At 66.1% G+C, this 6,489-nt stretch carries 4 protein-coding genes; 2 read left to right on the top strand and 2 right to left on the bottom strand.

The features are described 5' to 3' along the window. Nucleotides 1–60: 60 nt before the first annotated feature. Entirely contained in the window at nucleotides 61–408 is a 348-nt protein-coding gene (locus QRO93_RS20885; protein ID WP_049455872.1) for a phasin family protein, read from the bottom strand. A 115-nt stretch (nucleotides 409–523) separates the two neighbouring features. Continuing rightward, complete coding sequence (queD, locus tag QRO93_RS20880) at nucleotides 524–886, bottom strand: 6-carboxytetrahydropterin synthase QueD (RefSeq protein ID WP_053448692.1); 363 nt, start codon at nucleotides 884–886, stop codon at nucleotides 524–526. A gap of 193 nt (nucleotides 887–1,079) precedes the next feature. Between queD and QRO93_RS20875 the strand changes: the two genes are divergently transcribed. Next, complete coding sequence (locus tag QRO93_RS20875; protein WP_053448693.1) at nucleotides 1,080–3,719, top strand: TonB-dependent receptor; 2,640 nt, start codon at nucleotides 1,080–1,082, stop codon at nucleotides 3,717–3,719. 74 nt (nucleotides 3,720–3,793) lie between these two features. Then, nucleotides 3,794–6,388 carry a M14 family metallopeptidase gene (locus QRO93_RS20870; RefSeq protein ID WP_180880926.1) on the top strand — a complete coding sequence of 865 codons (2,595 nt, stop codon included), beginning with the start codon at nucleotides 3,794–3,796 and terminating at the stop codon, nucleotides 6,386–6,388. Nucleotides 6,389–6,489: the final 101 nt, after the last annotated feature.

Below are 6,489 nucleotides of genomic sequence, written 5' to 3'. Positions count from 1 at the left end.
GGATCTGCCGGGTCCGGATTGCATGGGGGGAGGGACCCATGCAATGAGCGTTGCGTCGCGTCAGTGGCTGTTCGCGTCCGCGCTTGATTCGTTGTAGCCCTGCACCAGTTCGGACCAGGCCTTGCCGGCCTGCAGGCCGAGGCCGACCACGTCCTGCTGGGCCTGGCCCAGCCGCTGCAGGTTGTCCTGCCACAGCTGCGTGCCCTTGCTGAGCACCCCGGCCGCATCGTCGCTGCGGGCCAGTTCACCCAGCCAGCCACCGGTCGCGGTCAGGTTCCGCTCCAGCGCCTTCAGCTGCACGCCGAACATGCTTTCGGCGTTCTCCAACGCCAACCGGTTCGCACGCGTTGCCGCGGCAGCAAGCTGGCGGGTGGCATCACTGAAGCGATCGCTGAAGGCGGCGGCCATGGGCATCAGAGTGTGACTTGATGCAATGCAGCATACGCCGTTGATGCCGCATTGCAACAAAAATAACGAAGGCGCCCATGGCGCCTTCAGAAAACCTTTCAGATCAATGCTTTGATCAGATGGCCGGGCCGCGGTAGCGGCAGCCGGAGGTACAGGTCTCGTGCACGGTGATCTCGCTCAGCGCCGGCAGGCTGGGCTTGAGCTCGTTCCAGATCCACACCGCCAGATTCTCGCTGGTCGGGTTCTCCAGGCCGGGGATGTCGTTGAGGTAGTGATGGTCCAGGCGCTCGTAGATCGGCTGGAATGCCGCCTTCACGTCACCGAAATCCATGATCCAGCCCGTCTGCGCGCCAGGCTCGCCCTCGACCTTCAGTTCCACCCGGAACGAGTGGCCGTGCAGGCGCGCGCACTTGTGCCCCGGCGGCACGTTGGGGAGGCGGTGCGCCGCCTCGAGCATGAAGACTTTGAAGATTTCCATGGCGGCGATTGTACGCCGCGGCTGTCGCCTCTGGCCGGGTGGATGTTGGTTGCTCGTGAAGAAACTCTTTTCATCCGGATGAAGAGATGATAGCTTCTCTTATATCCGTATGAAGAGATGTTATTGGCCGGACCCCGGCCAGGCATGGACTACTGCGGAACTTCGTCGTCCTTACCACCTCCCCCACATCGTCATGCCCAAGCACACCCTGCTCGTGGCGGCCCTGGCCGTCGCTCTGGCCGCGCCTTTGTCCGCCGCCGCCGAATCCTCCGCCGATGCCAGTGGCGAAGCCAGCACCCTGGCCGCCGTGCGCGTCACCGGTTCCAACATCAAGCGCACCGATACCGAAGCCTCCAACCCGGTGCAGGTGATCGGTCGCCAGCAGCTGGAACAGACCGGCAAGGCCACCGTGGCCGATGTGCTGCGCTCGATCTCGGCCAATACCGGCAACGCCAGCAACGAAACCACCAACAACGGCTGGGCCTCCGGCTCGGCTGGCATCGGCCTGCGTGGCCTGTCGCAGAAGAACACGCTGGTGCTGCTCAACGGCCGCCGCCTGGCCAACTACGGCTTCCCGGCCGGTGGCCTGTCCGACACCTTCGTCGACCTCAACGCGCTGCCGCTGGTCGCAGTGGAGCGCATCGAAGTGCTCAAGGACGGCGCCTCGGCCGTCTACGGCTCCGATGCGGTGGCTGGCGTGGTCAACATCATCACCCGGCAGAACTTCGAAGGCGCCGAGATCGGTGGCAGCTTCGGCGGCGCCGACCAGGGCGGCCTGCACGAGCAGAACCTGAAGTTCGTCGGCGGCCTCGGTGATCTCGACACCGATGGCTACAACATCCTGTTCAGCCTGCAGGGCTACAACCGCGAGCGCCTGGACCAGGACGAACGCAACCTGACCAGGAGCGGCATCTACACCGACAAGCCGGGCGGCCGCTGGAACGGCTGGTCGGCCAAGGGCGCGCGCTACCTGGTGAACGGCGTGTCGGTGCCGATGCTCGATGCCAACGGCAACTGCCCGACCGGCACCACCCGCGTTGCCAGCGCGCCGATCGACGGCCTGGCCGGCGATACCTGCGGTTTCAACCAGGCGCCGTTCACCACCCTGATTCCGTCGACCAAGCGCTACCAGGCCTACGCCAACGGTACCTTCCGCCTGAACGACAACGTCGAAGCATTCGGCGAAGTGCTGTACAGCCAGATCAAGAGCACCGCGTGGTTCGGCAGCAGCCCGTTCTTCACTCTGGAAAGCGGGCGCTTCGCACTGAACGCGGACAGTGGCCTGGCCGAGCCGGTGTCGTCGCTGCTGCCGGCCAACAATCCGTACAACCCGTACGGCCGCGCGATCCCGATCGAGTACACCTTCTTCGACCTTGGCGGCACCCTCAAGACCAACCGTTCCACCGCCTATCGCGGCGTGTTCGGCCTGCGTGGCACCACCGCGAAATGGGACTGGGAAGTGGCCGCGTTCGGGGCGCGCAGCAGCGAGCGCGAGAGCGTGTCCGGTGGCTTCGCCAACCGCTGGGCGCTGGCCGATGCACTGGCCACCGGCAGCTACAACCTGCTGAATCCGGCGGCAACGCCGCAGTCGGTACGTGATGCGATCAACATCGCCACCCTGCGTCCGGCCGAGTCCAAGCTGCAGGGCATCGACGCGAAGATTTCCGGCAGCCTGGGCCACACCTGGGCCGGTGAGATCGGCTTCGCCGCCGGTGCCGAGTGGCGCCGCGAGAAGCTGGACTCCAACAATCCATGGCAGATCGATGCCGGCCTGCAGGTGCGCCCGGCCATTGCCGAAGTGCATGGCCAGCGCCAGGTCAGCGCCGCCTACGCCGAAGTGAACGTGCCGCTGGCCTCGACGCTGGAATTGTCCGCGGCCGCACGTGCCGACCACTACGATGACTTCGGCAATGCGTTCTCGCCGAAGCTCGGCCTGCGCTGGCAGCCGCTGGACGTCCTGCTGGTGCGTGCTTCGGCCTCGAAAGGCTTCCGTGCGCCATCGCTGTCTGAGAACTCCAACAGCACCAGCATCGCCTACGGCAGCGTGGTGGATCCGCGTGACCCGGACGTGCCCGGCTCGCGCCAGAACCCGACCTTCTTCACCGTCGGCAACAATGCACTGAAGCCGGAGCGTACCAAGAGCGTGAACTTCGGCGTGGTGCTGTCGCCGTGGGCCAACACCAACCTGAGCGTGGACTACTACCGCATCCAGCTGGACAACCTGGTCGGCACCAACAACACCCAGACCCTGGTCAACGACAACGTGGCCGGTGCCGTGCAGCGCGACGAGCGCGGCAAGCTGCAGGCGGTCTACAACCGCTACCAGAACCTGAGCGAGCTGAAGACCTCGGGCATCGATGTCGAGCTGCGCCAGCGCATCCCGACCGCAGCGCTGGGTGACTTCACCGTGTCTTCGGCCTACACCCACGTGCGTGACTACCGTCGCCCGACCGTGGTCGGCGGCCCGCTGGTCGACTACGCCGGCAGCAACCTCGGCGCGACCCTGCCCAAGGACAAGGCCACCACCACGCTGGACTGGAAGCATGGCGACTTCAACGCGGCGGTGACCTGGTACTACACCAGCAGCTACCGCCAGGAAGCCAGCACCGCGGCCAAGGCCGTGCAGCAGCGTGTCGGCAGCTACAGCCAGTACGACCTGTACCTGGCCTACACCGGCGTCGACAAGCTCACCGTGTACGCCAAGGTGCAGAACCTGGCCGACAAGACGCCGCCGTACGACGCCTCGTTCCCGGGCATCCGCGCGCCGTACGACTTCAGCCAGTACGACCTGCGCGGCCGCTACTTCACGCTGGGCTTCGACTACCGCTTCTGATCCATCCGTCGCGGCCGGCCTCCCCGCGGAGCCGGCCGCGCGACTGTCTGCCGTTGAGTTCCAGGGGAGTCACCGTGTCCGTGCATCGTCGTGCCGTTCTTCCGTTGCTGATTGCTGCCATCACCGCGTTGTCCTCGCCGCAGCCGGCGCAGGCACAGAGTGTCTACTTCTTCCCGCAGGCCATCGAAGCGGCCGCATTCGACGCGTCCATTCCCACGCCGGAACAGTTTCTCGGCTACCCGATCGGCAGCCGTTACACCCGGCATGACCAGCTGGTGGCGTACTTCCAGGAACTGGCGAAACGCTCGGACAAGATCAGCGTGCGCGAGATCGGCCGCAGCTACGAGGGACGCCCGTTGTTGATCGCCACCGTCACCTCTGCGGGCAACCACGCGCGACTGGAACAGATCCGCCAGCAGCACGCGACCCTGGTCGATCCGGCGCAGCCGCGCAGCGCCGCCGGTGACAGCCCGGTGGTGGTGTGGCTGGGCTACAGCGTGCACGGCAACGAGACCTCCAGTGCCGAAGCCGCGATGCTGACCGCGTACTACCTGGTGGCCAACCAGAGTGCAGAAACCCAGCGCTGGCTGCAGCAGGCCGTGGTGCTGTTCGACCCGGCGCAGAATCCGGACGGCCGTGATCGCGCGGCCAACTGGCACAACGCATGGGCCTCGGACCCGGCTTCGGCCGATCCGGCCGACAAGGAACACGTCGAGCCGTTCCCGCAGGGCCGCACCAACCACTACTTCACCGACCTCAACCGCGATTGGCTTGCGCTGACCCAGCAGGAGTCGCGGCCGAAGGTGGAGGTGTTCCACCAGTGGTACCCGAACGTGCAGATCGACTTCCACGAGATGGGCAAGGACAGCACCTACTACTTCGAGCCGTCGCCGAAGAGCATGCACAGCCCGTTGATCCCGGCGGCATCGTACGAATTCAACAAGACCCTGGCCAAATACCATGCGCAGGCGCTGGACGCGCTGGGTTCGCTGTACTACACCGGGGAAAACTTCGACAACTTCTCGCCGGTTTACGGCTCCACCTATCCGGACTTCCACGGCGCGGTCGGCGTCACCGTCGAGCAGGCCAGCTCGCGCGGCCGGGTACAGGAATCGGTGAACGGCCTGCTGACCTTCCCGTTCACCATCCGCAACCAGGTTGCTACCGGGCTGGGCACGGTGCGTGGTGCAGTGACCGAGCGCAGCGGCCTGTTCGACCTGCAGAAGCAGTTCTTCCAGAGCGCACTGAAGCAGGCCGCGCAGCAGCCGGTGAAGAGCTTCGTGTTTGGCGATGCGCATGATCCGGCACTGACCCGCCGCCTGCTGGAATTGTTGCTGCTGCATCGCATCGAGGTGCGCGCGCTGGATCGTGCGGTCACCGTGGATGGGCAGCACTTCGCGCCGGGCAACACCTACGTGGTGCCGGTGCAGCAGGCGCAGTTCCGGCTGGTGCATTCGATCTTCGCCGAGACGCCGCCGATCAAGGGCGACGTGTTCTATGGCAGCACCAGCTACGCGATCGCACCGGCCTACGGCGTGGCGTTCGCCGGCAGCCGCAGCCGCATCGACGGTGGCGCCCGCATCGCGGAGCTTCCGCCGGTACAGGGCGAGGTGCTTGGTGGCCAGGCCGGCTTTGCCTATGTCATCGACTGGCGCGACTACAACGCGGGCCGGGCGCTGGCGGTGCTGCAGGGCAAGGGCCTGAGTACACGCGCAACCTTCCAGCCGTTCACTGCCGCCACCGCAGAGGGCGAGGCGGACTTCGCCGCCGGCAGCATCGTCATTCCGGTGGCCGGGCAGCCGCTGCAGGGCGCGGCGCTGCTGGACGCGGTGCGCGCCGCCGCACGCGCTGCCCGCGTGCAGGTGCATGCGCTGTCCAGTGGGCGCAGCCGCGAGGGCGTTGACCTGGGCAGCGATGGCGTCAAGGCGCTGCGCAAGCCAGCCGTGGCACTGGTGATGGGCGAGGGCGTGGCCGCCACCGAGATTGGCTCGGCCTGGTTCCTGCTTGACCAGCAACTGCAGCTTCCGGCCAGCAAGCTGGATCCGCAGCAGTTGGGCAAAGTGCCGTTGGATCGCTACACCACGATCGTGCTGTCCGGCGGCACCTATACCGGCGTCGATGCCACCGCGGTGGCTGCACTGAAGCGCTGGGTGCAGGCCGGAGGCTCTCTGGTGACCTACGGCAGTGCTTCGAAGTGGGCGATCGAACAGAAGCTGGCCGAGGGCGAGACGCTTGGCAAGGAAGAAGAGGCTGCTGGTGAGAGCCGCCGTGCGTTCGGCGACCAGCGCGATATTGCCGCGATCGAGCGGGTCAGCGGCAACATCCTCAGTGCCGACGTGGACACCAGCCATCCGTTGGCGTTCGGCGTGCCGCGCCGGCAGCTGTCGATCAACAAGGAGAACACGGTGACGTTGCAGCCGAGCGCGAATCCGTTCTCGACCGTGGTGCGCATCGACACGCCGCCGCGGGTGAATGGCTACCTGTCAGAGCGCAACCGCACGCGGGTGGCGGGCAGCGCGTGGCTGCTGGTGTCGGCGCAGGGGCAGGGCAACGTGGTGCTGTTTGCCGATGATCCGGCGCATCGCAAGTACTGGCACGGGACGGATCGACTGCTGATCAACGCGATCTTCTTCGGGAATCTGGTGAATCCGAGTAAAGCACGGGGTTGAGGCGTTTGGCGCCGAGTTGTTGCTGAGTTTGGGAGGCAGGGGGCCTCAGCCAGGACACGCCGTAAACCCATCCATGGGGGCTCGATGGCGCCATCCATGGC

Source organism: Stenotrophomonas maltophilia group sp. Smal17 (genome assembly GCF_030237045.1).
Taxonomy (GTDB): Bacteria; Pseudomonadota; Gammaproteobacteria; order Xanthomonadales; family Xanthomonadaceae; genus Stenotrophomonas; species Stenotrophomonas forensis.
Note: the sequence above shows the minus strand (reverse complement) of the source record. Positions and strands in the feature narration are given on the sequence as shown.

What these genes read in the sequence shown, in the direction of transcription:
- QRO93_RS20885 (WP_049455872.1), bottom strand. Translation starts at nt 408, where the DNA reads ATGGCCGCCGCCTTCAGCGATCGCTTCAGTGATGCCACCCGCCAGCTT.
- queD (WP_053448692.1), bottom strand. Translation starts at nt 886, where the DNA reads ATGGAAATCTTCAAAGTCTTCATGCTCGAGGCGGCGCACCGCCTCCCC.
- QRO93_RS20875 (WP_053448693.1), top strand. Translation starts at nt 1,080, where the DNA reads ATGCCCAAGCACACCCTGCTCGTGGCGGCCCTGGCCGTCGCTCTGGCC.